Source organism: Microbulbifer variabilis, assembly GCF_052468405.1.
Genome location: NZ_CP174343.1, coordinates 995266 through 1020628 on the forward strand (window position 1 = coordinate 995266; position 25363 = coordinate 1020628).

Consider the following 25363-nt stretch of genomic DNA (forward strand, 5'->3'; position numbering starts at 1 on the left):
ATTAGGGTGATAATCGCTGTCATGCACATCATCCAGCGAAATAGGCGCAACAGGGTGGCCTGATCCTCGGGTTCCAGCATTCTTCTGGGCATCCTCGCCTCCTGCGGCGTTGACAGATACCTGCCAATCCCTCACGATTCGACGCCGCGTCGGTACCTGAGACCGACAATACAATGGTAGCGCCACAGAAAGTGGTAATCTCACCGGTTTTACAATCAATTTATTCAGATCACCATGGCCAATAAAAGTCGCCGCTCCTTTATTACCAGCGTACTTGCCTGTGTCGCATTTGTCGTGGCAGCGATTTATAGCTGGGACCTGCCTGTCAGAGACGTTGTGTACTACTTCCTACTTCTTCTGGTAGTGCTGTTTGTCATTATTGTAGTTGCGATGGGGTTTGGGGCTTTGTTGAACTGGCTGCGCAGGCGAAAGTAGATAGATGGCGTCAGAAGAGGATATCCGCATACCGATTGCCTACCTGGAGCGTTTGCTGGAGGAGGCGATTCGCCATGGTTGCGATCGCAAAGAGTTACTCAACTCAGTCGGCATTGATGAAGCCGAGCTTGAGGGCGTTGCCGCTTTCTCCGCGATCAGGTACGGCCGGCTGTACCAGAGGGTAATGTGGCTGGCCCAAAATGAGTGGTTTGGCATGCTCAGTGGTGGGCGTGTGCGCTCAGGCTCTTTCCGCTTACTGTGTCTGGCAGTGGTAAATTGCGCGACTTTGCGTCAAGCGATCACACTGTGTGCCGAGTTTATGGAGATCTGTAGGGGCTTTAAGGTGAAGCCCGTGCTTGAGGGAGACCCCTCCGGGCGTGTGAGGGTAGAGATTCATGGCATTTCTTCTTTGGAGGAAGGCGAGTTTGATCAGCTGTTAGCCTCCACCAGTCCCAGTGTGGTGCGCACAACTTTGGCGGTTTGGCACCGCTTCTATTGCTGGCTTGCCGGGCGCGAGGTGCCCTTAGCGCGTCTGCACTTTTCATTCCCGTGCCCGGAAGAATTCCGCAGCCTGGCCCAGAGCGAGGCTGATGAGTTACTGTTCGAGCAGCCATTTAATGCCCTCGAATACGATACGCGCTATCTCGAGTATCCTGTTGTGCAGAGCCCGCAGATGGTCGAGGATTTTATCCGTACCGCGCCCTACCACCTGGTGATCAGCGACGGCAGCGCGAACAGTATCAAAACAAAAGTGAAAACCATCCTGAATCGGGATGTGAGTGAATCCATGCCTGCAGCGGAGGCGGTGGCAGATCGCCTCAATATGTCTGTGACAACCCTGCGCCGTCGATTGCAGCAGGAAGGGACTTCCTATCAGAAACTGAAGGATGAGTGTCGCATGGAGGCTGCTTTTCACTATTTAAGCTGCCCAGACCTGTCTAATGGACAGATTGCCGAGATGCTTGGCTTCGACGAATCCAGTGCATTTTTTCGCGCGTTTAAGAAGTGGACAGGTATCACGCCAGGTGAGTATCGGCGGGGCGGTCGCGCCGCTGCCGGCCTGGATATTTGACCGGGTTGGTCACATTTTTTCGAATTCCCGCCTCGATTTGTCACCGCTTTGGACGGATTTAGCCATAGAGAGGGCTGCCGGCTTACTACTATGATGAACAAATCCTAGTAATTAGTCACAACTATGACCGGCCAGTTTTGCGCTTGGTCCTAAACATAAACAAATTGAGGGTATCAGGATGACCGATATCAAAGTGCCACTGCGTGATATGCGTTTCGTCATGCGCGAGATGCTGGACTCAGACAAGCATTACGAGTCACTTGGATTTGAGGAGGCGACTCCTGATGTCGTAGATGCCATCCTGGAAGAGGGTGCGAAGTTCTGTGAAAACGTACTGGCACCGCTGAATCAGGTTGGCGACCAGCAGGGTTGTACCTGGAAAGACGGTGAGGTCACCACCCCGGAAGGTTTTAAAGAAGCCTATCAACAGTTCGTAGAAGCTGGCTGGCCGGCATTGCCCCACGATCCCGAGTATGGCGGTCAGGGCCTGCCGCCCTCTCTGGGCACCATCATGAGCGAAATGGTGGGTATCGCTAACTGGTCTTGGGGCATGTACCCGGGCCTGTCCCACGGCGCCATGAATACCCTGGAAGAGCATGGTACCGATCAGCAGAAGGCCGTTTACCTGACCAAGCTGGTTGAGGGTAGCTGGACTGGCACCATGTGCCTGACCGAGCCTCACTGCGGTACTGATCTGGGTATCTTGCGTACCAAAGCTGAGCCCACCGGAGACGGCTCCTACGCAATTACCGGTACCAAAATCTTTATTTCTGCCGGTGAGCACGACATGACTGAAAACATCGTGCATATCGTACTGGCGCGCCTTCCGGATGCGCCGGCTGGCACCAAGGGTATCTCCCTGTTTATCGTGCCCAAGTTTGTACCTAATGCTGATGGTTCTGTCGGTGAGCGCAACGGCGTTGTGTGTGGTTCCCTGGAACACAAAATGGGTATTCACGGTAATGCCACTGCAGTTTTGAACTTTGACGGTGCAAAAGGCTTTTTGATTGGCGAGCCCAACAAAGGCCTGAACTATATGTTCACCTTTATGAATACCGCGCGCCTGGGTACGGCTCTGCAGGGTCTTGCTCACTCAGAAATCGGCTTCCAGAAGTCCCTGGCTTACGCCAAGGACCGTCTGCAAATGCGCTCCCTGTCCGGCGCCAAGAACCCTGAAGGCCCGGCTGATCCGATCATCGTACACCCCGATGTTCGCCGTATGCTGTTGACCCAAAAGGCTATCGCTGAAGGCAGCCGCATGCTGGTTGCCAACTGTGCGCTGCTGGTAGACATTACCCACAAGGGTGACGAGGCTGCTAAGAAAGAAGCTGAAGACCAGCTGGCTTTCCTGACGCCGATTGCCAAAGCATTTATCACTGAAGCCGGCCTTGAGTCTGCCAACCTGGGCCTGCAGTGCTTTGGTGGCCACGGTTACATTGCCGAGTGGGGTATGGAGCAAAATGTACGTGATGCACGTATCTCTACTATCTATGAGGGCACTACCGGTGTTCAGGCTCTCGACCTGCTGGGCCGCAAGGTGCTGATGACTCAGGGCGAACTGCTGCGCGGTTTCACCAAGAAGGTACACAAGTTCTGCCAGGCGGAAATTGATAATGAAGCGCTTGCACCTTTCGTGACCAAGCTGCAGGAGCTGAACAAGCAGTGGGGCGATTTGACCCTGCATGTTGGTGGTAAAGCAATGGAAAACCCGGATGAAGTTGGTGCGGCTTCTGTCGACTACCTGATGTTCTCCGGTTATACCGTACTCGGTTACTTGTGGGCCCGTGCCGCCAAACTGGCCAATGAGAAACTTGCAGAAGGTACCGCTGAAGCAGATTTCTACCAGGCCAAGCTGAAGACTGCGCGTTTCTACTTCGAGCGTATTCTGCCACGTACCGCCAGCCACGCAGCGACCATGCTTAGTGGTGCGACCAACCTAATGGATCTGGACGCTGAGCATTTTGCGTTCTAATTCCACTCCCAGTAAAAAAACCGCCGGTTCTTACCGGCGGTTTTTTTTACCGGCGCCGTAGTGGTTAATAACGGAGAGATTCCGATGCAATTGCCGGATTCAGTGCAGCAGCGCCTTCGGCGTCTAGCTTGTTTGCACCCACTTGCTCGGGTACAGTTTCGGCTGCCGGACGCCTGTGATTTTTTTGTTTATATCACTGGTAGTGCCAATGACCTTGAGGTGGTATCCGAATTCGGACAAGCAGAACAGCCGGCACTAATATTAGAAATGGCTAACCAAACGCTCAAAGCAATATTGGATGGTCATTTAAACGCGCGCCATGCCTTTCTCTTGGGGGACGTTCAGTACACGGGGGATAGAGAGCTGGCGGCGGCCTTGGCAGGTTTATTTCCTGCGCGGAGTAAAAAGGGAGATATGTTTGGAGAGGCATGAAAGCGCCTCTTTTTCACTATCTCGCAAGATACTACAAACAATAAATAAATTCTCGCTGGCGCCTTTAGATGGCAGGTTTCGTCTATAAGGACGGAAGATGAGAGCAAGCGACAACAACAATCAGGAATGGGAGAAGAGAGTTGGACATTGAACGCAGCATACTCGATGTTTTTAAGGGCGCTTGCGCCAAATTTGGTGACCGACCGGCTTTTACCTGCCTGGGACGAACTCTGACGATTGGCGATATTGACACTCTGAGCGCGAAGTTTGCGTCCTATCTGCAAAATCATACAAATTTAAAGCCGGGTGATCGCATCGCCGTCCAGCTGCCCAATGTACTGCAGTATCCTGTAGTGGTTTTTGGTGCCCTGCGTGCGGGCCTCGTGGTGGTTAATACTAACCCGTTGTATACCCAGCGTGAGTTAAAGCACCAGCTAAATGATTCCGGAGCCAAGGCGTTAATCGTCCTGGCCAATATTGCCGATACTGCTTCTGCAGTGGTTGCGGAAACCGGCGTGGAAGAAGTAATTGTTACTGAGATTGCGGACCTGCACAGTCCGCTCAAGCGCACGTTGATAAATAGCGTTGCCAAGTACATTAAGAAAATGGTGCCGGAGTTTTCCTTCGCCAACCAGGTGTCCTTCCGTGAGGTTATGACTCTCGGTGCCCAGCAACCGCAGCAGGATGCTGAGCGCACACCGGATGATATTGCCGTGTTGCAATACACAGGCGGTACTACTGGCGTGGCTAAGGGCGCTATGCTCACCAACCGCAACCTGGTTGCGAATATGGAGCAGGTGCGCGAAGCGTTTGGCAGTGGCATGAAAGAGGGTGAGGAATACTATATCGCGCCTTTGCCCCTTTACCATATTTACGCTTTTACCATTCACTGCATGTGTCTCTTCTCGACTGGCAATCACTCGCTGCTGATTCCGAACCCGCGCGATATTCCCGGTTTTGTAAAAATGCTAAAAGGTCAGCGTTTCACTGGTTTTGTCGGCCTCAATACCCTGTTTAATGGTTTGATGCGTAACAAGGAGTTTGCTGAGCTGGACTTCAGTAAACTGCATTCCACAGCTTCCGGCGGTATGGCTCTGACCCGAGATACGGCCAAGCGTTGGGAAGAGATGACCGGCTGTGTGGTAATGGAAGGCTATGGTATGACCGAGACTTCCCCTGTTGTGTCCTTCAACCCTACCGATGGTGTTCAGTTAGGTACTGTTGGTATCCCGGTGCCGGGTACTGAAGTCAAAGTGGTTGATGAAAATGGTAATGACCTGCCGAATAATTCTCCCGGTGAGCTTTGCGTGCGCGGTCCTCAGGTAATGAAAGGTTACTGGCAGCGTCCGGAGGCAACTGCGGATACTATCGATAGTGAGGGCTGGTTGAATACCGGGGATATGGCGGTTATACAGGATGATGGTTACATCAAAATTGTAGATCGCAAAAAGGACATGATTATTGTGTCCGGCTTTAATGTGTACCCCAACGAAATTGAAGATGTAGTGAGTGCCCACCCGAAAGTCACTGAAGCTGCAGCGATTGGTGTGCCCGATGAAAAGAGCGGTGAGCAGGTAAAACTGTTTGTGGTGAAAGCCGACTCGTCTCTGACTGAAGATGAAGTTATTGCTTTCTGTCGTGAAAATATGACTGCCTACAAGGTGCCCAAGCAAGTGGAATTCCGCGAAGACTTGCCCAAAACGAATGTGGGTAAAATCCTGCGCCGTGAACTGCGCGATGAGGAATTGAAAAAGCTGGAAGCCGTTAGCGCATAGTGCTTAGCCGGGTGAAGTCCCGGTTAGCTATTTTCTTTAAGCCTCACTGGAAACGGTGGGGCTTTTTTATTTTTAACTGTGCCGGGTTAGTAGATGGTTTTGCAGGAGGAGACCAAGACTGAGAGAGAGGGTTGTGTAAGTAAAAGGGGAGAGAAGGTCGCGGCAGCCCTGGGGTGCCGCCGCGAATAAAGGGAGGTTACCAGTTATTTGCGTGACTCTGCACTTGCATCGCGAATCGCACGGAACTCGTTACCCTCATACCAGTTGGGCCAGTCTCGGCTGTTGGCCAGTTCTAAGCCGAGTTTCAGACCCAGCTGCAGATCCATAGCAGAACCTTTGAGGTTCCAGGAGGGGTCGTACTCGTCGCCAGGCTTGTGATAGTGCTGGCTAACGTACTCATTGCCTTTCGCCTGGGCCCATTCGCGGCCATGCTCAAAGTTGTCTGTTCCGGAATCGAAATACAGCATGGGCACGCCTTTCTTCGCCAGGCTGAAGTGATCTGAGCGATAGAAGTAGCCGCGCTCTGGGTGCTCTTCCGGAGCCAGGTAGCGACCTTGGCCTTTGGCAGAAACTTCCAGCAGCTGTTCAAGCTCGCTGCTACCGTAACCAATCACGGTGATGTCACGGGCTGGGCCCAGAACATTCATTGCATCAAAATTGATACCGGCAACCGTTTTCTCCAGGGGGGCTACAGGCTTTTCAGCGTAGTATTTGGAGCCGAGCAGGCCGGACTCTTCAGCAGTCACAGCTACGAACAGTAGTGAGCGTTCCGGGCGATCCAGTTTTACAGCTTCGGCTGCCATAGCGAGCAGGCCGGCAGTACCTGTTGCATTATCCACGGCACCGTTAAAGATCCGGTCCTCACCTTCCGCGTTCTTGTTGACACCCAGGTGATCCCAGTGTGCGGTGTAAACAACCACTTCGTCCGGGTGCTTTGTGCCGGGTAGTTTGGCCACTACGTTGCGGGAGTTGGATTTCTGCAGGCGGTTTTTCAACTGAACACTGGCAGTTACCCCAAGGGCCTTAGGTTTGAAGCCCTGGGCTTTGGCTGCATCCATTTCCTTTTGTAAATCCAGACCAGCGGCGCTGAATAGCTCGTTAGCGGCTTGGTTAGTCATCCAGGCCTCTACAGCGACACGGTCAGCATTCTTGTTTTCAGCTTCGAGACTGACTTGCGCACCGGACCAGGAGCCGCTAACCACTTCCCATGGGTAACCCGCAGCCCCGGTCTCGTGGATGATGATTGCACCGTCAGCACCCTGGCGGGCCGCTTCCTCGAATTTGTAGCTCCAGCGACCGTAGTAGGTCATAGCATTGCCATTGAACAGAGCTTTGCCCTTGGTCGCGTAACCAGGATCGTTGACCAGAATGACTGCTGTCTTGCCCTTCATATCCAGGCCGGCGTAATCGTTCCAGTTGTTTTCAGGAGCGACAATGCCGTAGCCGACAAATACCAGCTCGCTGTTATCCAGGGCGGAGGCTGCAGTTTGCCTTTGGGTGAAGGTCACCATGTCTTCAATAGGTTGCAGCTGCTGCTCGAAACCATTTCCTGAGAATTTAAGGGGAGAGGCTTCTATCTCCATCTCCACGATGGGCACCTGCTGGAACCAGCTTGGCTTGCCGGCGGCATCTACGGCGCCGGGTACCAGGCCCAGGGCCTTGAACTGTTCTGCCAGGTAAGTAACGGTCAGCTCCTCACCCTTTGTGGCAGGAGCGCGCCCTTCGAACTTGTCGGAAGCTAGGATTGCAATATGCTTGTGCAGATCAGCAGCTATGGCATCAACTTGCGCCTGCTCAGCTTTGCTGAGGGACAGCTTGGATTCAGCGGCCTGATGCTCAGCATGGGCTGCACTGTGATCTGCTTCCGGTTTGGCAGCTTCGGGGTTGCCTTTACCACAGGCGGTAAGTGCACTGCCAACGGCTATGGTTAAGCCAAGGCGGCGCCAGAGGGTGGGGATTCGCATAATTATGTCCTGAGAGTCTTGCTCAGGCATAGATTATGCCCCATTTCAACTAAACTAACGACAGCTCTGAGTGGGCGGTATAAATGGGGTGCGCATAAAAAGAGCCCGCTGCATAGGCAAGCGGGCCCAGAATAGGGATATGAACTCAGTTTTTTTTACCAAATATTTATTTACCTAAGGCTCACTCGCTGCGGAGCCATTGTCCCTCATTGGCTTGGTCCTGGTAGTTGACCCAAACTTTGTCGTAACCAGTAGCTTCTTTAGCTGCTTTTAAAGCCTGGTTGTCCTGGCTGTTAGTGGGAACCTCAAATACATACTCGCTACCAAGTGACTGGCAAATATTGGCTCCGTGGGACCAGGGGCCGATGGAGGCGCTGACCAGCCAGCTGCCATTATTCATATTCTTACAGGCAAAGCTGTACTGGTTGCTGCAATTGGCATCATTCCAGCGGCCATTACCCCACTGCATCGCGCAATCTTCATTATTAAGATTGTTGGGTTCGCTTTGGTCCCATGACCAGATGGCAGCTGCGATGCGTCCATCGGTAGTATTCATATTGTCTAGATTGATGATGTTGCGGCCAAGGGCAAAGCCTTCGCGAACATCATTGGCAGTAATTCTCTTGATACCGCCGTTAAAAATTTCCCCAATGGTGCCAATGGTGGTGCTGTCTTCCCATACTCGACCAATTTCACCGAGACCAGTGAATGCCATATTTTGCATATCACTGTTTCCAGAGCAGCCGCCATCTTTCCACAAAATTACCTGTTTGCCCTCTGCCAGTACTTGATTTTTAGTTAGGGTGTTTGGAATGCTTTTGCAGCCGCCACTGTAATAAATTCTATCGCCGAAACGGCTGTTAATCTGATTGTAAAGATCCTGATGGCGACCGTCGGAGTGATCTTCGATGTACAGAATAATGACTTCATCCTGATTTGCGCTGTCTTCGAGCCAGGCTCTTACCTCATTGAAGCCTTCGGTCGCATACTTGTCATTGAGGCTGCATAGTCCATGACAGAGCAGCAGGCGTTTGGGGTAGGAGAAAAGGCTCTCCATCTTCGCTGTCCAATGAACATCGAGTTCTATAAAGCGGGCACCCATCCGCAGTTGATCCTTGATGGAATATTCCTGCTGGGGGTCAAGGTAGCGGCAACCAACAGAGAAGTTACAAGCCCGGTACACTTCCGAATTGTAGGTATTGTGCGTACCGAGAATATTGTTCTCGCTCATAGGCGTGTGGTTGTCAATTTTCCGTTGTAGATCCAGAGCTTTACCAGTCCAGCTATTTTGAAAATCAGTAACGGTATCTGCCCAAAGGGGGGAGCAAACAAACAGCGAGATAATAGCTGTTGCCTGGATTAGCTGCATGATAGTGCGTTTCATTATTATTCTCCGGGGGAGTTGGGGGTTGAGTAGCAGTTTCATTTACTTCGTATTTTGAATAAATGAACAGCCTTGTTGATTTTTATTGGTTTATTTTTTTGAGAGTGTGAAGTAGAGATTTATTTATTATTTTTGGGGTTTTTACTATGGATAAATTTCCCTGTCTAGAAAAAGTGAAATGCACTATTGGCTTTTGGGATGTTGGTTTGGTTGCCGGGCGGTTGCGTGAATAGAAAGTTCCAATATTGAGTTGATAATGTTTTGTGGTGACTGGTTATTCTATTTTTGGTTTTTTTGGGTTAACTCAAATTTCTCTTGTTGATTGGTCAGTATTTGTATTGACTAAGCGTTCACTTTTTAGTGTATGAGAAGGGCTTGTCTGGGGACTTTTATTGCTATTTGTGAAGGCTCCCGTGTCGTGATATGCCCTTTATGCTTATTGGTAGAAAGTCCACTGTGTGGGGAAAGTGGGATGAGTCTTATCTCAATAAATACCCCCTACAATTATTATTGGCTTAGAAGATGCTTGATTCTTTGGTGGTTGTTATCGCCAGTCAGGTATTTGGGAATAACGAAGTGGAGCATTGAGCGGTGCAGCGACTCAACAAATGGACTATTTTACTGGGTTCCTTTCCCGCTACTTTTATCTTGGGCCTGGACTACACCATAGTCAGTATTGCCCTCCCTACTATTCAGCAAAGCCTCGGCGCTACATTTGTCCAGACCCAATGGATAATCAATATCTTTATGTTAATGCTCTGTATCCTGATGGCGAGCATGGGGCGTCTCGGGGATATTGTTGGTTCGTTAAAAATGCTAAATGTTGGATGGATACTGCTAGCAGTTGCTTCTCTATTGGCTGGGTTGGCAAATGATCCATTGTGGTTGATTGTCTGGCGTGGTTTACAAGGTGTTGCTATCGCCATCATTGTGCCAAATAACATAGCGTTACTGTCCCATAGCTTTGTGGAGAAAGAAGCGGGTTTTGCTATGGGCTGGTGGATGTCAATTTTGGCGATAGGTTTTGCACTTGGGCCTGTATTGGGCGGAATAATGTGCCATCTTTTTTCTTGGCGCTCTATTTTCTTTATTAATATTCCCTTTGTCTTGGTCAGTGTTGTTGTAGGGCTCTTTATGATGAGGAGCCCACAGTGTCTGGATGCAGAAAAGAGCTATATAGATTGGCGCGGTATGATTTTGCTCGCGCTAAGTGTTGGATCGTTGGTATTACTGGTGGTGGAGGGGCCTCAAATCGGGTGGATGAGTTGGCCTGCTCTGGTTCTATTGGGGGTTTCTATTATTGGTTTTTGGCTTCTGTATAGGGTTGAGAACAAATTAGAGCAACCGCTAATTCATTTTTCCTACTTTAAAAACGCTCTATTTTCTGCCTGTATACTGACTAATTTTAGTTTGTTGGTGTTTTTGATTTCTGCATTTTTCCTGTTGCCGTTTTACTTGCACGTTGTTCGCCAGGACACAACAGTGATGTCCGGATTGATACTGCTACCAATTACTTTGGTGATGGCATTAGTCTCCCCGCTTGCAGGGCGAATGGCTACAAACTCACGTCCCGCTGCGCCGATACTAATCGGTGTAATATGTATTTTGATTGCGGCCATAGTAATGACGCAATTTTCTACTCAAACAAACTTTACTACTTTATTGTTGGCTTTTGTTCCTTTTGGTATTGCCTGGGGCTTTGTCTTTAGTGCTACCGCGCCTATCGCAATAGGTGCCCTGCCTGCGAATAGTGCCGGTATTGCCACAGGTATGCTGTGGGGCATTCAGAATATTGGTGCTGCACTTGGTCTGGCTGTTACTGGTACTGTTTTCCGGTTGTTGGAAAAGCACAACTTGTTACAGTTGATAAAGGAAGATGGGATTGCTATGTCACATAGCTTTGAAAAGTATATTCAAGCTCTATTAATGAATCCTGAGCGAGTTGACCACAGTGCCGCAGGAGTTTCCAGCCAGCTCCATAGCCAAGTTGTTACAATGTTTGACCAGTCTTTCGCGAGTGCTTTTCAATCTGTAATGTGGGGGTTGGTGGTATTTACCTTTTTACTTTTGTTGATGGTTATATTTCTACTGAAAAAATCGCAGTAAGTTTTCAATATTTTTTCTGTTTTCGATTTGGGGTGATTTAAAAATTTTATGTTGCAGTCAGTCAACGAAAAGGGTTGATAAATCTTCTCATTGGAGGTTGCTGTACAAAAGTTTGTGCATCGTAGTGAATGCTATTGAAGTTAATTGTAAATGTGTTTTGATATTTGTTCTAAGTGAATAATCGTAGAGGTTGCCTTCACTATTACGCCAACATGAGTAAGCTGTATCCAGTACGTAAAGCCTACCTGGAGCGGGTAGATTTGTTTGTATTCATTGAATAATTAATGTAATAAGAAATGTCTTTTATTAAGCCGAAAACTATAGCGCCCACTCTTCTCCATGTCTCTAAACTAATATCCAGGCAGTGAGTTTTGCTTCCTTGAAAGTGGGTTCCCGGCCGTATCGGCCGGGGCCATTTGTGACCTGGTTTTACTTCAGGGTTTTTAGTACTTCACGTATCGGGTACAGGATATCGCGGGCCAGCTGTTGGCTGCGGGCTGGTGACCAGCCTTCTATGGGATCGGGGAGGTTGTCGTTGTCTTTAAAGGGCATTTCCAGAGTTAGTGCCAGGGTGCGGAATTGGTGGCCGGCCCAGGCGGTGCCAATAGTGAGGTTGGCTTCGCCAGGCTTGTCCAGCTCATAACCATGCTCAGTTTGGAAGTCAGGGCTTAGGGCCTCATAGGCCTGTTTGAAGGTCTCCTCCAGTTTCGCATGGCGTTCATCGTAGCCGGGAATACCCTCACAAGCTGCAACAAAATTGTAGGGAAGCGCTTCATCGCCATGAATATCTAAGAAAATATCCCCACCAATTTCCAGCATTTTTTCTCGCACCAGGAATACTTCAGGACTCCGTTCCATCGTTGGGTTAAGCCACTCGCGATTCAGGTTGGCACCAGCGGCATTGGTGCGCAAATGTCCTCGGACACTGCCATCGGGGTTCATATTGGGGACCACATAGAAAACGGTGTCAGCGAGCAGCTTGTGGGCCTGTGGGTTGGCATCATCCAGCAATGCTTCAAGGAAGCCCTCTACAAACCACTCGGCCATAGTTTCTCCGGGGTGCTGACGAGCAATCATCCATACCCGGTGCTTGGCAGTATCAGCATCTCCGATAGTGAGCATGGTCATGTCGCGCTCGTCGAGGGTCTTACCGAGGGTTTGCACTTTCACCCGATCGTTGCTCTGCGCCCACGCCAGCAAGTCCAGATGCCGCTCCCAGGAGTAGGGGGCGAAATAGGCGATATAAATGCTTGGTTCATCCAGGGTAACTGTAAAATCGAGGGTGTTACCGTCATAGTTGGCGCCGACTCGGAACCAGTTTTGTCTATCGTATGAGGCACATACTCGATAGTTCTCCCAGCCTTCCGGATATGCTGATTTGCCCGCATTGACGATGCGCAAGGGGTAGCTGGCCCCAACTTCGCCTTCGAGGCGAAAGTGGAACCACTGGTAAAAATCAGAATTATTGTCCTGGCGGATGGCCAGTTCTATTGGGCTGCTATCAGTATTGATGACTTCGATATTGCCGCTGTCAAAAGCACTGGTTATATACATTTAGAGAGCTCCACGCTTGTTGTTGGGCGCAGGATACAGCGGTATGGGGAATATTTCAGGAATAGGAAAGGGAATATCGCCACTTTATGGTGCGATTTCGCGCTGCCAATAATAAAAAAGCACGGTATCGAATTCGATACCGTGCTTTAGCCAATCCCTGGCGGCACCTGCTACGACTACTGCTCCCTGAAATTTCCGGTGTCGGACCCCTGGCGACTGCTCACTGCCCGGCCTGATCACAAGTGCGTCACTCCACACTGTCAGAAATCGTATACTTCTCCATGACATACCGCAGCTAGTGCTGGTTAAAGTTTAGGCAGTCTCGGTGATCAAGTGTTGTACCTTGGTGCAGATCGGCGTAAATTTGGTTATCTTCTGTCCATGCTGAATGGGGCGATAGCCCCGTTAAGAGCGTGTTGGGTTGGCAAGCTTCAATTTGAGGGCCCATGACCTTACAGAAATATTATTCAATTAGATAAATGAGGTAAGCCATGAATAGAAATATCAAACGTGGCATTGTGTTCAGCGGCTTGTTGACAATGTTAATGAACCTCAGCGCATGTGGTTACTTTCTGTATCCGGAGCGCAAGGGGCAGGCCGGTGGGCGTGTTGATCCGGCTGTAGTAATACTGGATGGTGCAGCGCTGCTTTTTGGTATTATTCCAGGGGTTGTGGCCTTTGCAGTGGATTTTACCAACGGTACCATTTACCTGCCGCCAGGTAGGAGTTCAGTCGTTGATCGGCACGTCAGTAGTGTTGAGCAAGGTGAGGTGCGTCAGGTTGTCGATGAAAAGGGACAGGCTTGGCTGGAGGTACCGGTTGAAACCTCCGCTTTAGAGCATGAGAACCTGCAGCGCTTGAGTGAAACCTTGTCGGATGTCACTGGAAGCCAAGTTGATAGTGGTGAAATTCTCTGGCTGGAGGATTCGGCAGCCTTACGGGCAGCGACGTCAACCCAGACTGCGTCACGCTAACTCCCACTGCTGTCATATCATATTTTTGATATTGATGAGCTGCCAGCTGTGTAATGGTAGCTCTCAATGTCGCCTCTGCTCTTTCTCCAGATACTTAGCCGAGCCCGGACTGAGAGTAAAGGGGTTCCAGCAAGCCGCAGACGACAGTCCCCAAGCAACCAAACTTTAATAAACAGTTTTTGGTTCGTGCTAGATGCCAGGGTGGCATTCACAGGGCTTTTTCCGGTTTTTTCTCTTTCCTAACTCGCAGTTATCGAGGGCTTTCCTCTGGAAAGGGCATTCGAGGCGAGTGGAGGGCTCCATGCTAAGATGCAGACAAAGCCGGGAATACACTCGTGAAATTTATCGATAGCCACTGCCACTTTGATTTTGATGCCTTTCAACCAGATCGCGCTCAAGTCTGGCAGCGATGTATTAATTCAGGAGTAACTCGCCTGATTATTCCGGGAGTTTGCCGAGCACAGTGGCATCCACTTACAGCTTTGACCGGTAGCCAGTCGGGATGGTACGGGGCTGCGGGTATTCATCCATGGTGGGTAGCAAAAGAATCAAACCCCGATGGGAGCCTGATTCAACCTGAAGCGCTTGGTCGGGCACTTTCTGATTACCTTAATTCGAATCATTGTGTTGCCGTTGGAGAGTGTGGCCTTGATGCAGCTATTGAGACGCCTATTGAAATTCAGGAAGCAGTATTTAGAGTACAGCTGGAAGTCGCCAGTGAATTGGAATTACCGCTGATATTGCACGTGCATCGGACACACAATGAGGTGCTGAAGCTCTTGAAACAGTTCCGCCTGCCCCGAGGAGGTGTGATCCATGCATTTAGTGGCAGTGAGCAGATGGCTATGGATTACTGGAAAATGGGTTTTTATTTGGGCATCGGTGGCACTATTACTTATGCGCGCGCGGCGAAAACCCGCCGAACTGTGTCGCAGCTGCCCATTGAGAGCCTGGTACTTGAATCCGATGCGCCAGACATGCCTATTTCGGGCAGGCAGGGGTTGCGCAACAGTCCGGAAAACCTGCCGTTAATAGCCGCAGAGCTGGCTAAGTTACGCGGTGTCTCCCTGCAGGACATTGCGGATAAGACACAAAACAATACTGAGATTTTATTTTCCTTATGAGTTTTTCTGCAGAACACTTTAAGCAGCAGTTCCCGCTTTTTGCCCAGGAAGAAAATGCTGGGCTGGTTTATCTGGATAATGCGGCCACAACCCAAAAGCCGATGCCCGTAATTAATGCCGTGCGTGATTACTATATCCATAGCAGTGCTAATACTCATAGGTCTAGCCACCGTCTAGCTCGGAAGTCCACTGAAATGGTGGAGCAGGTTCGTAAGAAGGCTGCGCAGTTTGTGAATGCCGCCAGCGAGAGAGAAATTGTATTTTGTCGCGGCGCCACTGAAGCCTTGAACCTTCTTGCCCACTGTCTTTGTAGTGACATGGAGCCTGGAGATGAAATTGTTATTTCCACTGCTGAGCACCATGCCAACATTGTTCCCTGGCAAATGGCAGCGGAACGGTATCATCTGACTTTGCGCTTTGTCCCCCATACTGCTGGTATCCCACAATTTGACCGTTTGGGTGAAGTGCTGAGCGAACGCACCCGGGTGGTTTCCCTGACCGGTGGCTCGAACTCTATTGGCCTGCGACCCGACTTGGAAGTGATCCGCCAATTGTTGCGGCGTAGACACATTATGTGGATCGTTGACGGTGCACAGTTGGCGGCCCACGAACAAATAGATGTGCAGAAAATTGGCTGTGATTTTTTTGTTTGTTCAGCCCATAAATTTTATGGGCCGAGCGGAGTAGGTTTCCTTTATGGAAGGGAGGCTGTCTTGGAGTCTATGCCCCCATGGCTGGGGGGGGGTGAAATGATCTCAGAAGTGGAACTGCATACCAGTCGCTATGCCGGCTTGCCGCATAAGTTTGAAGCGGGGACATCGCCACTGGCTGCGCTTGCCGGTCTTGGTGCTGCGATCGACTTTCTCGCCCAACAGGATCGCCGGGCGATGGAGGAGCATGAGCAGAAGCTTGTACGCTGGCTTCATCGCGAGTTGAGGGCTTCGCCAACCTTCCGTCTGATTAGCCAGGTGCACCACAACCTGGGAATTGTTGCTTTTGTGCCAGTGTATGGCAGTGCAGCTGATTTAATGCATTGGCTGGATGAGCGGGATATTGCCGTGCGTGTGGGGCATCATTGTGCGCAACTACTCGGGCGAGCTAGTGGTAACCTGGTGACAGTGCGTGCTTCCGTTGCGGCGTATAACACAGATAGTGATATTAGGGATTTTTTACAAGCACTTGAGGATTACTGTGAAGTGCAGCAGCTGTCCGCCTCGGGGCTGGAAGATGAGAGTAACAGTTGGGACCTGGATGACTTTTCCACGTTATTGTTGGAGCGCTTGACATCCCAGCGTAATTGGCAGGGGCGCTACCGCGAACTTTTACTATGGAGCAAAGTCGTGAGTGCGAAACCTGAGATCCGCAACCCGGAAAATCTGGTACGCGGCTGTGAGTCAGAGGCTTGGCTGGTACACAAGGAGAGGGAGGGGCGCCATTATTTTGGTCTTGATAGTGATAGCCGTGTGGTGAAAGGGCTTGGGGCCCTACTTCTTTCCCAAATTGATGGGCGTACCCTGGAGGAAATTAGGGCGCTTGATCTGCCCCAGCTCTTTAAGGAGTTGGGGCTTAGTAAACACCTCAGTCAATCGCGCACTAATGGCTTCTACGCCTTGTTGCGCCGTGCTTTGCACCAGATAGAAGACGGTACTGCTGAGGTTTAATGGGTTTAGCTACCCTGAGGCAAAGGATTTTTGCCCGCTGCCCCTTTCGATACCAGGGGCTTAAGGCCAAACAATAAGCGCAGCAGAGGTATCCGCCTAATGAGCAACTCGTGGATAGCCAGGCACCCGACAATTGTGATTGCCAATACAAGTAGGGGCTCAACTATTGGCCCTAAAGACAAACTCCTCAATTTAAAGATCGCCGTTACGGTTATTGTCTGGTGCAATATGTACCAGGGGTAGACTGCTTCTGTTGCATAGGGTAACCAGGAGAAAGGTCGATTGAGGTAGTGATTCCCCCAAGCCAGTACTAGCAGCAGCCAAAGCCAGCGGTTGGTATAGATAATTATCAGGTTGATAAGTGACTGACCTGGAAATGAATTTTCCTCTATTGTCCGAGTAAAAAGCAGGAACAGGCCGAAGCAAGCCGGCGCAGCAAACAGAAGGAAAATACGCAGACGTGTCAACAGTTGCCAGGGTGCCTGGCTACTCACAAGCAGGTAGCCAATAAAGAAGAATGTAAAGAACTGGGCATGGGTGTACCAGTCGCCTACTACTGCGTAGTTAATACCGCCGAAGTGTGGGAAGAGAAAGAGGCCATACAGGGTCAGTGGAAGGAGCGGCAACAATACTAGGTGCCAGGATTTGATGCCAGATATCCAATGTTTCAACAGTGATTGCTTGTTTCGCAGGTAATGGGCAACAGGGATAATGGCTAAGGTGTAGCAGAGCAGGTAGGGCAGGTACCAAAGGTGATTCCAGGTGAAACCAACATGGCTGCCAGCAAAGCTATCGGCAGGCCAAGGTTGAAAGGAGAAGTAGCGCCAAAGGAAACTCAGGTAGCCGGGCTCTATCACGCCATTGCTGAGCGCTTCATAATAGGCTTGTGGTGGCACTATAACGAGAATGCCAAACAGTAGGGGAATCAATAGCTGCTTCAATCTGCGCAGCAGGAAGCCGGTACTCCCCAACTTGTTAAACAGAAAGTGAGTCGCCGCACCGGAGATCAGGAATAGTAGCGGCATGCGCCACTGATTCACCGCCAGCATGATGAGCTGTAGAGTCTCACTTTGATTGGCACTTTTTACATGCCAGCTCCACTCGGCGACATAAGCCATTCCCAGGTGATATAAGATCAGCAGGCCAAATGCTATTACGCGTAGGGCATCGATATCGTAGCGACGACGAGAGTTGTTTTCCATTTTTTCCTTCTTATGGGCATGGTTCGAGTAGTCACTATGCTTCCCTCTTCAACACGTCGCACGCCACTACAAAGGGTCGATTGGTCCCTGTTTGGGTACCAGTGGTGGCTTTTAGGGATAAATAGCGGATAGACTGCCGCTGAAAATTCATACAGGGCTGAATTAAATGACGGTGCAGATGTACCTGGCGCGCAGACGGTTACATGAAGTGGGATTCTGGGCACTGTTTTTTCTCGTGCTGTGGCTGGTGCAGTTTGCGGTGGAATATCTCGAACATCATGGTGGAGAGTCAGGCTTCAAGCCCTGGGAGTTCCTGGTTTGGGAGGGCACCAGTATCCTGGTGATAGCCATGTTGCTTCCCTTGTTATTGGCATGGGATCGCCGATTCCCCCTGCAGAAGGGAAAGATCCGGCGCAACCTGTTGATCCATTTGCTGTTTACCCTGCCGTGGTCATTGCTACATGTTGTTGGTATGGTGGTATTGCGCACCGGGATCTATCGCCTGGAGGGTGGCTCTTATGACTTTGGCAATTGGCCTGTAGAGTTTTTCTATGAATACCTCAAAGATTTCCGTACATACGGCTTTCTACTAGGTTCAGTTTATTTGTATCGCTTCCTGCTACTTCGTTTGCAGGGAGAGGTATGCATGTTAGAGCAGCCGGATGATGGGGAGTCAGTAGATCTGATTGAGCGCCCCGAGCGGCTTCTTGTGAAAAAGCTGGGCAAGGAATTTTTAGTCAATGTGCGGGATATCGAGTGGGTAGAAGCCGCTGGAAACTACGTTAATCTGCATCTGGAAAACAGGATTTACCCTTTACGGGGCACCATGGCAAAGTTGCAAGAGCGCCTGGATCCAGATTCATTTGTGCGCGTACATCGCTCTTATATTGTGCGTCTGGACTCTATCGCTGAAATTGAGACCCTGGACAGTGGCGATGCGCGCATTCGATTGTCAAATGGACAACAGGTGCCTGTGAGTCGACGTTATCGCGATCGCCTTAGAGCCCAATTGGTGACGGCTTAACTTTTCGATTGAAGGAGTCGCTCAATCGCTTTACTGGCAGCGATAAAACCAAAGGTACCCGTGACCATAGTGGCGGCGCCAAAGCCGCCACTGCAATCCAGCTTAACCCCATCCTGCATAGCGCTCTTCTGCTGGCAAACCTGGCCATCAGGCTTTGGGTAGACCATTGCTTCACTTGAATAGATAGCATCAATGCCAAACAGGCGCTTGCGGCTTTTCTGGAAGTTATGGAATCGATACAGGTGCTGGCGTACCTTGGCCAACATAGGGTCATTGATAGTTCGCCCGAGATCAGTGCATCCAATAGCCTGGGGTGAGCATTTGCCTCCGGCGGAGCCTACGGTGATCAGGCGCAGTTTTCGCGCTTTGCAGTAGGCTATCAGAGCGGCTTTTACCCGGGCGTTATCGATAGCATCGACAACAATATCGATGGGCATTTTACCTGGATCGATTAACTCGGCCAGGTTATCTGTGGCGATAAAGTCCTCAATGGAATTGACCTGAATTTCGGGATTGATCTGCCGCAGGCGTTCCGCCATTACTTCAATTTTCATGTTGCCAATGGTGGTAGCCAGCGCGTGGCTTTGGCGGTTAGTGTTAGTAATACAGATATCGTCCAGGTCGATAAGGGTTAGGGATCCGACTCCACTGCGGGCCAGAGCTTCTGCAGTCCAACTGCCTACGCCGCCAATGCCGATGACCAACATATGAGCGCTGCTCAATGCTTCCAAAGCGCGATTGCCGTATAAGCGGCCGATACCGCCAAAGCGTTGAAGGTATTGTTCAGACTGGCTCATTGGGGTTCTCTTCCGATACTTCTTCCAGAAAGCGATGCTCGTCTGCAGCTCTTGGCAGCAGGCAACTGTTACGTCGGCCAAACCAGCGATACCGGTTACGGGCGATCAGGTCATACAGGAGATCGCGTGCGGGACGTGGAATGTATCGCAAAAGGGCAATTAAACGCCAGTAGCCGGTAAGGGAGGCTGCGATACGCAGGGCAGCATCACTCTTATGATATTGGCGGAATGAGCCATTTTCGCGCTCCAGCAAAACCATTGTTTCAAAGTCCTGCAGAGGCATTCCCAGTTTCTGGAGAAGATACTGTCCTGCGGCTGACTGCGCTCGACAGAGGGTGAAATAGTGTTCCTTGTCATACTTCAGCAGCAGGCGGCTCCAGCCGTTACAGAGGTTGCAGATGCTGTCGAAGATAACGATCTTTTTGGGAGTGGGGGGGAGCATAACTAAGGAAGGGCGGCCCAAAGGATAAAGCTGGCTCCAGTACCGCCCGGCAGATAGATTAATGCACGTGGCCGTGGTCAATTTCTTCTGCAGAGGCTTCGCGCACGGAAACCACTTCGATGTCGAAGTGCAGTTCAACGCCAGCCAGTGGGTGGTTGCCGTTAATTGTCACCTCGTCTCCGTCGATATCAATGATTTCCACTTCGATGGGGTGGCCGTCAGTGCTCTCAGCGCGGAATGCCATACCCACTTCCAGGTCTTCAACTCCACCGAATGCACTGCGTGGCATTGTTTGGATCAGTTCAGGGTTTTGCTGGCCGTATCCATCCTCAGGGGCAATAACGGCTGTGAACTTGTCTCCAGGTGCTTTTTCCAGCATTTCCCGCTCGAGACCTGGAATAATATTGCCGACTCCCTGCAGGTACTTTAGCGGCTCGCCATTGGCAGAAGAGTCGATGACTGTACCGTCTGCATCTTTCAGGGTGTAGTGAATTTCCACAACTGTGTGGTTGGCAATCTTCATGGATAATCTCTGATTTAGAAGCGTAAGTGAAGTAGCGCTTACCGCTGCGCTGGAAAACGGAAGGTAAAGGCTGTGAGGCATCAATTGTATTGAGAGGTTGGGCGCGCCGCAACATACGCGGAGCGCTCAAAAAATCAACAGGCGATGGAAAGGTCTTGTTCGCAGCCACCGTAGAGGCTGCTCGCGGTCCGAACGAGATTTTCACTTAATTGCCAAGGGAACCCCAGTTCAACCAGGCGTTCCGCAAGGTACTCAAGTAGAGCATCGAACAAAGCTGGATTCAGGCCCCGAGCAAGGAAGCTGGCCCGACTACTGCGGTCCGGTTCGGGCTGCTCTGAAAGTGCGTGGTTGAGGAATTGAGCCTGGCGGCTCTGTTGCTTACGGTGATCGCAAGTTTCGTAATTTGATAGGTGGCGGCCTATGGCCTCGTAGAATTCACTGACTGTGCGATTTACAAATTTAGCACCACCGACCTGATCTAACAGGCTGTCCATATCTCTCCCCCCGGTGAGCAGTAGGTATTTAAATAAAAAATTCCGCAGAGCCGAAAATATTGTGATGGCGATAGTGCACAAAGTGCGTTGGCTCAATGACGGTACAACATTAATTGGTGAGCAGCCTAAGACATATCCGCCTGTACTGCCAACTTGCTTTAAGAAAATTGTCATTCTGTTCGACAGGTTGTTGTACGCTTGCTTTTATGAACGCCAAATAAAAAATCGCGATTTGTGTTAGTGTTTTTTTACGCGCGACGCTGTGTTTTTATCTCTCGGTGTTAGACTGCACGATTGACCCAAGTACAAAAAAAGCAACTGAAAAGGATGATTTATGGCAAGTATTTTTACTCAAATTATAAATGGGGATTTACCTGGGCATTTTATCTGGCGCGATGATAAAGCGATTGCGATTATGACAATTGCCCCAATTAACCCGGGACACTGTTTGGTAATTCCGGTAGAGGAAATTAATCACTGGGATGATATTCCTGCTGATCTTGCGGCGCATTTAATGCTTGTTGCACAAAAAGTCGCCAAAGGCCTAAAGGCGACTTATTCACCAAAGCGTGTAGGTGTGATGATTGCTGGGCTGGAAGTTCCCCACACCCATTTACATTTAATTCCTGTGAATGAATTAACGGACTTTGATTTTTCCTTGCAAAAATCTGCTACGCCTGAACAGTTGGCAATTGAAGCTGAAAAAATCCGTACGGCTCTGAAAGAAATGGGTTGCAATGAGGCTGATTGCGCTTGATGGGAAGTTGATAAACAACTACTGACTGAATGGTCTGCTTTCTTCCTGGTGAAAGTTATTTGAAGGCGGTGCATCCAAACCAGCTTCTCAGGTAGTCTAGTAGAACGTAACGGTGATAATTACGAGAAACCTGCAATGGCAACTTTGAAAAAAGCTTTTTTGGCCCCAATACTCGCTCTGCTGGCTGTGTGCTCTGTCTACAGCACCTCCGTTCAGGCTGAGAAAATGGAAAGCAAGACCTTCGACGTCAGTGACTTTACCCGGGTGTCCCTAAAGGGGAGCTCCCATGTTGAGGTGATTCAGGCAGACCAATTTGCAGTGAGTGCAACGGGGCCGGCTGAAGCGATGCCCTACACCAAGGTGGTGGTAAAAGGCGATACGCTTGAGCTGTCGGTGGAAGACAACACCCAGCGTTGGTTTGGTGTGGTTACTATCACTCGCGATCAGGAAGTGCACTTTACTGTGAAGATGCCGAAGATCGAGGGACTTTTGGTCACAGGGTCTGGAGATGCTAATGCCGACAGCATTGAAAGTGAAAACCTGGATCTCGGAGTCAGTGGATCTGGTGCGATTTATGTTAAAAAGGCTGCCGCAGAGACCCTAAATGCATACGTAACGGGTTCTGGTGATCTGCTGGTAGACAAGGCGCTGGCAGTGAATGGAGAGGTGGCTATCACCGGTTCCGGTGACCTACATTTTCGCAGTATTACCGGGGAAAGCCTCTCCGCGGCTATCAAGGGCTCTGGGGACATGAAGGTTGGTGGTCGAGTCGCCAGCGTCAATATCAACATTATGGGTTCTGGGGACTTTGCTGGACGCGGTCTGCGCGCTGATAGTGCCTCTGGTTCGGTGATGGGGTCCGGAGACATTGTCTTAAAACGTCCACAACGGGATTCTTTCTCGGTGATGGGCTCTGGAGATGTCGCCCTGGTCGACTGATCCCGGTTGCTTATAGCCATATGCGTATTGCCTATTCAGCATTGCGCCTCCCATACGAGACCGGCTTTGTGCCGGTTTCGCTCGTTATTTAGGAAGTCACTTCCCATATGGAACCCCAGGTAGTAGAGCCTCGGCAGCAAGGCCCGGACAGCGACATAGATCAAAACAGCAGTCGTGCTAAACGCTTTAAGGAAAAGTTGCGCAACTGGGGGCGAGGAGCCCAGGAGAAGTCCCACTGGGCAGCAGAGCGGCTGTTGGATCGCCGTGTATGTATTGGGGTGACAGGGCTCAGCGGCGCGGGTAAGTCGACACTCCTTACCAGTTTGATCTATCAACTGAGTCATCCGCAAAAAGCCCAGTTACCCGGATTTGCCCCGGCGTTAAATGGTGATCTGCTCGGTGCCGAATTGAAGCCAGCCCTCGATTCGGGCCTTCCGGTATTTGACTATCAAAGTTGCCTCGATGCACTGATGTCAGAGCCACCTCGCTGGCCGCAGAGCACGCACGATGTTTCGGCTATGGAGCTCCATATTCACTTGCGTAGCCACCGGCGCTTTCGGGGCAGGGGTTATAAAACCCTGGTTCTGGAATTGCGCGACTACCCGGGGGAGTGGTTAATGGACCTGCCCCTGCTGCGGATGGATTATCGTGAATGGTGTCGTCATCAGGCGCATATCATCGGCTCTGACACCAGGGCTGGTCTGGCTCCCGAACTCGTAACACGCTTAGCTGCTCTGTCACCTCGATCTCAGGCCAGGGAAAGTGAGCTTGCGTCACTCTGGGAGGATTACAGGCGATTCCTTCAGGATTGTAGGAAAGAACGGAAGCTCAGTTACCTGCAACCTGGGCGAGCCCTTCTCGATAGTGAGGATTATGGGGTACTGCCGTTACTCGATTTACGTGAGTTAAGTGCCGATGAGTTGGCGGCGATGCCGGATGACAGTAACTACCAGGTATTGCGACGCCGCTATGAGGCCTATGTTCAGGGACAGGTAACCCCCTTCGTTGAGAGCCATTTTCGCCATCTGGATAGGCAGTTGGTGTTAGTGGATATGATTGGCACATTGTTTGCCGGAGAGCAGGCCCTCGATGATATGCGCCTGGCTTTCACTCATATCGCAGATACTTTCCGCTACGGTGAGTCCGGCTTACTGAGTAAACTTTGGCGCCCAAAAGTTAACCGGCTTCTATTTGCTGCGACCAAAGTGGACCAGGTTCTGGCGGCAGATCATGATGCGCTCCGCCAGTTACTCGGGCAGCAATTGCAGCAGACATTTACCGGTGCTAGACATCGTGGTCTTCCCATTTTTAGTGAGGCAATTGCAGCGGTGCGCTGTTCTCGGGAAGATCAGCGCAATGGTCGGCGCATGCTCGTGGGCCACGATCTCAAGGGGCGTTATTTGGGGTTTGAGAATGCAGAGATTTTCTCACGTCTTCCAAGCGAGGAGGACGGCTGGAGCCACTACACCGGTGCAGCACCTCCACAGCTGCGCCCTCCCCAGGGAATGGATTCCGGTACTATTCCCCATATCCGTGTCGATGCGCTACTGAATTTGCTGCTTGGAGATAAAGTTTGATGCAAGGTGACAATAATGAGACACAGCGGCGAACCACACGTATAGAGTCATTACAGGAACCTGAAAGAGAGGTGCCACACAGGGATACGACGCGGGTTGAAGCCTTACAAGAGGAACGGGGGGATATTCCCAGATCCATCACAACTGGAGAGTCTCTACCGGATCGTATTGCATTTTCAGAGTTGCGCCTGCCAGTTTTCCGGCTCAAGTGGTTGAAACCTGCACTTCTTTCGGCGCTTGCGCTTACGGTGGGGGTGCTGGCGTGGGAGTTGCGACAATTATATACCTGGGCGGCGGATAAACACTGGAGCCTGGGAGCCCTTGCAGGCGTGGTTATTGCGATATTTGCAGCCGTCATTGTCAACTCTGTGTGGGAGTTCTTTCGCGCTGGTCGTCCTCTGCGAAAGCTTGAAAAAACCCAGTCGATGGCTGCGGAGATGCGTGATTGTCGCAGTCACAAAGAGGCGGAGCCATTTCGTAAGCAGTTGCAGGAGCACTTTGCCAACAAGCCCCAAGGGGTCCTGCTCAATCGTGTGCTTGATGAGGCGCCGGACTACTTTGATAGCAGTGAGCTGCTCCAGCATCTCGAAGTGACCTTTCTAGACGCCCTTGACCAGGAAGCGTTGCGACGTGTAGTGCGCCACTCAACAACAACCGGTGCACTGGTGGGGTTGAGTCCGTTTGCTAGTATTGACATCCTGGTCGCGCTGCGCCAGTCACTTCGTATGATTGATGATGTGGCACAAATTTATGGGGTGCGTCCATCGCTCGTCGTGCGTTGGCGTCTCTTCAAGAAGGTACTCGCCCTTGTGGCCTACAGTGGTGCCAGTGAATATGCCATAACAGAAATTTGGCCAGAGCTGGTTGGGGATAGCGTGCTCAGCACGTTTTCGGCGCGCCTGGGACAGGGGGTTGGAGCCAGTCTGTTTGTTGCACGTATTGGTCTGGCAACCATGCAGAGCTGTCGGCCTATCCCATTTGCGGACAAGCGTCGTCCACGCCTGGGCTCCGTAATGGCACGCATTGGGCTGGGACTGAAGGAGAGGATGCCCCAGCTCTTCTCTGCTGTAGGATTTGGCCGTAAGGAAGCGGGGCCTACGCGCAAAGAGCATACAGGGTTTTCCCGTTCTAGCGGTGATTAGCTCCTCCATTTTT

The 25363-nt window shown here is 50.8% G+C and carries 22 protein-coding genes; 14 read left to right on the forward strand and 8 right to left on the reverse strand.

From position 1 onward, the window contains the following. Positions 1–234 precede the first annotated feature (234 nt). The 5 genes from ACJJJB_RS04900 (at position 235) to ACJJJB_RS04920 (ending at position 5686) form a co-directional block, all read left to right on the forward strand. The gene (locus ACJJJB_RS04900) at positions 235–435 is read left to right on the forward strand and encodes a hypothetical protein (RefSeq protein ID WP_020414787.1); all 201 of its coding nucleotides are present in this window, start codon (positions 235–237) and stop codon (positions 433–435) included. Between the two features lie 4 nt (positions 436–439). Continuing rightward, on the forward strand, positions 440–1507 hold the full coding sequence (locus tag ACJJJB_RS04905) for an AraC family transcriptional regulator (protein WP_020414788.1): 1068 nt from the start codon (positions 440–442) through the stop codon (positions 1505–1507). Between the two features lie 178 nt (positions 1508–1685). Continuing rightward, entirely contained in the window at positions 1686–3479 is a 1794-nt protein-coding gene (locus tag ACJJJB_RS04910) for an acyl-CoA dehydrogenase C-terminal domain-containing protein (RefSeq protein WP_444945319.1), read from the forward strand. Positions 3480–3563: 84 nt separating this feature from the next. Then, complete coding sequence (locus tag ACJJJB_RS04915) at positions 3564–3911, forward strand: SCP2 sterol-binding domain-containing protein (protein WP_020414790.1); 348 nt, start codon at positions 3564–3566, stop codon at positions 3909–3911. A 140-nt stretch (positions 3912–4051) separates the two neighbouring features. Next, a complete protein-coding gene (locus ACJJJB_RS04920; protein WP_020414791.1) occupies positions 4052–5686 on the forward strand; it encodes an AMP-binding protein in 1635 nt (544 codons plus the stop codon). Positions 5687–5889: 203 nt separating this feature from the next. Here the strand turns inward: ACJJJB_RS04920 and ACJJJB_RS04925 are convergent, their stop codons facing one another. Together ACJJJB_RS04925 and ACJJJB_RS04930 are read right to left on the reverse strand one after the other, a co-directional pair. Next, a complete protein-coding gene (locus ACJJJB_RS04925; RefSeq protein ID WP_444945318.1) occupies positions 5890–7650 on the reverse strand; it encodes a M28 family metallopeptidase in 1761 nt (586 codons plus the stop codon). 181 nt (positions 7651–7831) lie between these two features. Then, on the reverse strand, positions 7832–9034 hold the full coding sequence (locus tag ACJJJB_RS04930) for a phosphatidylinositol-specific phospholipase C domain-containing protein (protein ID WP_444901875.1): 1203 nt from the start codon (positions 9032–9034) through the stop codon (positions 7832–7834). A 591-nt stretch (positions 9035–9625) separates the two neighbouring features. Here ACJJJB_RS04930 and ACJJJB_RS04935 point away from each other — a divergent pair. Then, positions 9626–11140: an MFS transporter gene (locus tag ACJJJB_RS04935; RefSeq protein WP_445365828.1), complete on the forward strand. Its 1515-nt coding sequence runs from the start codon at positions 9626–9628 to the stop codon at positions 11138–11140. 429 nt (positions 11141–11569) lie between these two features. On the opposite strand, the gene ACJJJB_RS04940 is transcribed toward ACJJJB_RS04935, so the two are convergent. Then, positions 11570–12694: a M14 family metallopeptidase gene (locus tag ACJJJB_RS04940; RefSeq protein ID WP_445365829.1), complete on the reverse strand. Its 1125-nt coding sequence runs from the start codon at positions 12692–12694 to the stop codon at positions 11570–11572. Positions 12695–13185: 491 nt separating this feature from the next. Between ACJJJB_RS04940 and ACJJJB_RS04945 the strand changes: the two genes are divergently transcribed. From ACJJJB_RS04945 to ACJJJB_RS04955, 3 genes are all read left to right on the forward strand, one after another. Continuing rightward, the gene (locus ACJJJB_RS04945) at positions 13186–13668 is read left to right on the forward strand and encodes a hypothetical protein (RefSeq protein WP_020414797.1); all 483 of its coding nucleotides are present in this window, start codon (positions 13186–13188) and stop codon (positions 13666–13668) included. Positions 13669–14003: 335 nt separating this feature from the next. Continuing rightward, on the forward strand, positions 14004–14792 hold the full coding sequence (locus ACJJJB_RS04950; protein ID WP_444945316.1) for a TatD family hydrolase: 789 nt from the start codon (positions 14004–14006) through the stop codon (positions 14790–14792). Next, positions 14789–16453, forward strand: a complete 1665-nt coding sequence (locus tag ACJJJB_RS04955; protein ID WP_445365830.1) for an aminotransferase class V-fold PLP-dependent enzyme — start codon at positions 14789–14791, stop codon at positions 16451–16453. Before ACJJJB_RS04950 ends, ACJJJB_RS04955 begins: the two co-directional genes overlap by 4 nt. A 5-nt stretch (positions 16454–16458) precedes the next feature. On the opposite strand, the gene ACJJJB_RS04960 is transcribed toward ACJJJB_RS04955, so the two are convergent. After that, positions 16459–17655, reverse strand: coding sequence for an acyltransferase family protein (locus tag ACJJJB_RS04960; RefSeq protein WP_444945314.1), 1197 nt, complete (start codon positions 17653–17655; stop codon positions 16459–16461). A gap of 166 nt (positions 17656–17821) precedes the next feature. Between ACJJJB_RS04960 and ACJJJB_RS04965 the strand changes: the two genes are divergently transcribed. Then, entirely contained in the window at positions 17822–18679 is an 858-nt protein-coding gene (locus ACJJJB_RS04965; protein ID WP_353375085.1) for a LytR/AlgR family response regulator transcription factor, read from the forward strand. Here ACJJJB_RS04965 and tcdA read toward each other — a convergent pair. The 4 genes from tcdA to ACJJJB_RS04985 form a co-directional block, all read right to left on the reverse strand. Continuing rightward, positions 18676–19476, reverse strand: a complete 801-nt coding sequence (gene tcdA, locus ACJJJB_RS04970; RefSeq protein ID WP_445365831.1) for a tRNA cyclic N6-threonylcarbamoyladenosine(37) synthase TcdA — start codon at positions 19474–19476, stop codon at positions 18676–18678. The genes ACJJJB_RS04965 and tcdA overlap by 4 nt on opposite strands. After that, a complete protein-coding gene (locus tag ACJJJB_RS04975) occupies positions 19463–19918 on the reverse strand; it encodes a thiol-disulfide oxidoreductase DCC family protein (protein WP_020414803.1) in 456 nt (151 codons plus the stop codon). Before ACJJJB_RS04975 ends, tcdA begins: the two co-directional genes overlap by 14 nt. 58 nt (positions 19919–19976) lie before the next feature. Continuing rightward, positions 19977–20441, reverse strand: a complete 465-nt coding sequence (locus ACJJJB_RS04980) for an FKBP-type peptidyl-prolyl cis-trans isomerase (RefSeq protein WP_020414804.1) — start codon at positions 20439–20441, stop codon at positions 19977–19979. Between the two features lie 134 nt (positions 20442–20575). Further along, positions 20576–20935: a globin family protein gene (locus ACJJJB_RS04985; protein WP_020414805.1), complete on the reverse strand. Its 360-nt coding sequence runs from the start codon at positions 20933–20935 to the stop codon at positions 20576–20578. A gap of 334 nt (positions 20936–21269) precedes the next feature. On the opposite strand from ACJJJB_RS04985, the gene ACJJJB_RS04990 reads away from it, so the two are divergent. The 4 genes from ACJJJB_RS04990 to ACJJJB_RS05005 all read left to right on the forward strand — a co-directional run bounded on the left by ACJJJB_RS04990 (position 21270) and on the right by ACJJJB_RS05005 (position 25350). Continuing rightward, positions 21270–21692 (forward strand): HIT family protein, encoded by a 423-nt coding sequence (locus ACJJJB_RS04990; protein WP_020414806.1) that lies wholly within the window; start codon positions 21270–21272, stop codon positions 21690–21692. Between the two features lie 135 nt (positions 21693–21827). Then, entirely contained in the window at positions 21828–22631 is an 804-nt protein-coding gene (locus tag ACJJJB_RS04995; protein ID WP_282951062.1) for a GIN domain-containing protein, read from the forward strand. A 107-nt stretch (positions 22632–22738) separates the two neighbouring features. Next, the gene (locus tag ACJJJB_RS05000) at positions 22739–24208 is read left to right on the forward strand and encodes a YcjX family protein (RefSeq protein WP_020414808.1); all 1470 of its coding nucleotides are present in this window, start codon (positions 22739–22741) and stop codon (positions 24206–24208) included. Further along, positions 24208–25350, forward strand: coding sequence for a TIGR01620 family protein (locus tag ACJJJB_RS05005; RefSeq protein WP_353375089.1), 1143 nt, complete (start codon positions 24208–24210; stop codon positions 25348–25350). The genes ACJJJB_RS05000 and ACJJJB_RS05005 overlap by 1 nt, the downstream gene beginning before the upstream one ends. The last annotated feature ends 13 nt before the right edge of the window (positions 25351–25363 follow it).

Coding starts and splice junctions, on each gene's coding strand:
- ACJJJB_RS04910 (WP_444945319.1), top strand. CDS start 1,686: ATGACCGATATCAAAGTGCCACTGCGTGATATGCGTTTCGTCATGCGC.
- ACJJJB_RS04925 (WP_444945318.1), bottom strand. CDS start 7,650: ATGCGAATCCCCACCCTCTGGCGCCGCCTTGGCTTAACCATAGCCGTT.
- ACJJJB_RS04900 (WP_020414787.1), top strand. CDS start 235: ATGGCCAATAAAAGTCGCCGCTCCTTTATTACCAGCGTACTTGCCTGT.
- ACJJJB_RS04915 (WP_020414790.1), top strand. CDS start 3,564: ATGCAATTGCCGGATTCAGTGCAGCAGCGCCTTCGGCGTCTAGCTTGT.
- ACJJJB_RS04905 (WP_020414788.1), top strand. CDS start 440: ATGGCGTCAGAAGAGGATATCCGCATACCGATTGCCTACCTGGAGCGT.
- ACJJJB_RS05005 (WP_353375089.1), top strand. CDS start 24,208: ATGCAAGGTGACAATAATGAGACACAGCGGCGAACCACACGTATAGAG.
- ACJJJB_RS04955 (WP_445365830.1), top strand. CDS start 14,789: ATGAGTTTTTCTGCAGAACACTTTAAGCAGCAGTTCCCGCTTTTTGCC.
- ACJJJB_RS04960 (WP_444945314.1), bottom strand. CDS start 17,655: ATGGAAAACAACTCTCGTCGTCGCTACGATATCGATGCCCTACGCGTA.
- ACJJJB_RS04990 (WP_020414806.1), top strand. CDS start 21,270: ATGGCAAGTATTTTTACTCAAATTATAAATGGGGATTTACCTGGGCAT.
- ACJJJB_RS04995 (WP_282951062.1), top strand. CDS start 21,828: ATGGCAACTTTGAAAAAAGCTTTTTTGGCCCCAATACTCGCTCTGCTG.
- ACJJJB_RS04980 (WP_020414804.1), bottom strand. CDS start 20,441: ATGAAGATTGCCAACCACACAGTTGTGGAAATTCACTACACCCTGAAA.
- ACJJJB_RS04965 (WP_353375085.1), top strand. CDS start 17,822: ATGACGGTGCAGATGTACCTGGCGCGCAGACGGTTACATGAAGTGGGA.
- ACJJJB_RS04930 (WP_444901875.1), bottom strand. CDS start 9,034: ATGAAACGCACTATCATGCAGCTAATCCAGGCAACAGCTATTATCTCG.
- tcdA (WP_445365831.1), bottom strand. CDS start 19,476: ATGAGCCAGTCTGAACAATACCTTCAACGCTTTGGCGGTATCGGCCGC.
- ACJJJB_RS04945 (WP_020414797.1), top strand. CDS start 13,186: ATGAATAGAAATATCAAACGTGGCATTGTGTTCAGCGGCTTGTTGACA.
- ACJJJB_RS04975 (WP_020414803.1), bottom strand. CDS start 19,918: ATGCTCCCCCCCACTCCCAAAAAGATCGTTATCTTCGACAGCATCTGC.
- ACJJJB_RS05000 (WP_020414808.1), top strand. CDS start 22,739: ATGGAACCCCAGGTAGTAGAGCCTCGGCAGCAAGGCCCGGACAGCGAC.
- ACJJJB_RS04985 (WP_020414805.1), bottom strand. CDS start 20,935: ATGGACAGCCTGTTAGATCAGGTCGGTGGTGCTAAATTTGTAAATCGC.
- ACJJJB_RS04940 (WP_445365829.1), bottom strand. CDS start 12,694: ATGTATATAACCAGTGCTTTTGACAGCGGCAATATCGAAGTCATCAAT.